Consider the following 1,533-nt stretch of genomic DNA (forward strand, 5'->3'; position numbering starts at 1 on the left):
CCGCGCAGGGCAGCGCGCTGGCCGTCGGCATCCAGCGCCGCGAGGGCGCGCGCTATTACAACTCTCTGGCCGTGCTGGACACCTCGGGCGCGGTGCATGATGTCTACGACAAGCACCACCTCGTGCCCTTCGGGGAATACCTGCCCCTCGGCGACCAGCTGGCCCGGCTGGGCATCCGCGCCTTCGCCGCGCAGGAGGGCTTCGGCTACAGCGCCGGACCGGGGGCCGACCTGCTGCAGATCCCCGGCATCGGCGCGACCCTGCCGCTGATCTGCTACGAGGCGATCTTCCCCCGCGACATCCGCGCCGCCCCGTCCCGCCCCGACCTGCTGCTGCAGGTCACCAATGACGCCTGGTTCGGCAGCCTCTCCGGCCCCTACCAGCACCTCGCCCAGGCCCGGCTGCGCGCGGTCGAGAACGGCCTGCCGATGATCCGGGTCGCCAATACCGGCGTCTCGGCCCTGATCTCTGCCGACGGGGCGGTGTTGGACAGCCTGGCGCTGAACACCCAGGGCACCCTCGACGTGGCCCTGCCGCCACCCTCTGCCCCCACGCCCTACAGCCGCAGCGGCGACCTTCCGGCCCTGCTGCTGGCCCTGCTGTTGCTGCTTTCCCCCCTTTCCGGCCTCATTCACCGCAGATTAGGGCGGGTGTCGTAAACGCAATTGACCCCGCGCGTCGCGCGGCTTAACCAAGGCCATCGCCGCCCCAACGGCTTCCTGACGGGGCAGGTCTGAAAATACCGGAGCAATTCTCATGACACGCCAGAACTACATCTTCACTTCTGAATCCGTTTCAGAGGGTCACCCCGACAAGGTCTGCGACCGCATTTCCGATGCTGTTCTGGACGCGCTGATCGCTGCCGAGCCCGAGGCGCGCGTCGCCTGCGAAACCTTCGCCACCACCAATCGCGTGGTCATCGGCGGCGAGATCGGCCTGGCCGATCAGGACAAGCTGCAGCATTACATGGCCTCGATCGAGGACATCGCCCGCGCCTGCATCAAGGACATCGGCTACGAGCAGGACAAGTTCCACCACGAGACGGTGGAAGTGACCAACCTGCTGCACGAGCAGTCGGCCCATATCGCCCAGGGGGTCAACGCCTCGAACGACAAGGACGAAGGTGCCGGCGACCAGGGCATCATGTTCGGCTACGCGACGGATGAAACGCCCGAGCTGATGCCGGCGCCGATCCTCTACGCCCACCAGATCCTCAAGCGCCTCGCCGAGGTCCGCAAGTCCGGGCAGGAGCCGACGCTGCGCCCCGACGCCAAGTCCCAGCTCTCGCTGCGCTACGAGAACGGCCAGCCGGTCGAGGTGATGCAACTCGTGCTTTCGACCCAGCATGCGGATGAAAACCAGACCAGCGCCGACATCCGCGCCCTGGTCGAACCCTATATCCGCGAGGTCCTGCCCGAGGGCTGGCTGACCGACCGCACCGAGTGGTGGGTCAACCCGACCGGCAAGTTCGTCATCGGCGGGCCCGACGGCGACGCGGGCCTGACGGGCCGCAAGATCATCGTCGACACCTAT

Annotated in this window: 2 protein-coding genes and 1 riboswitch; both genes read left to right on the forward strand. The window is 67.4% G+C overall.

What is annotated here, in order from left to right; all coding sequences use genetic code 11:
* Positions 1–659: apolipoprotein N-acyltransferase (gene lnt / locus OS124_RS23905; protein ID WP_010138670.1), on the forward strand; the 659-nt coding region annotated here is incomplete at its 5' end.
* Between the two features lie 41 nt (positions 660–700).
* Positions 701–750: riboswitch (SAM-SAH riboswitch) on the forward strand.
* A gap of 6 nt (positions 751–756) precedes the next feature.
* Positions 757–1,533 (forward strand): methionine adenosyltransferase (metK, locus tag OS124_RS0106755; RefSeq protein ID WP_010138672.1); only part of this gene is annotated, 777 nt, incomplete at its 3' end.

The sequence above is a fragment of the Oceanicola sp. S124 genome (genome assembly GCF_000220565.1).
Lineage (GTDB): Bacteria > Pseudomonadota > Alphaproteobacteria > Rhodobacterales > Rhodobacteraceae > Pseudooceanicola.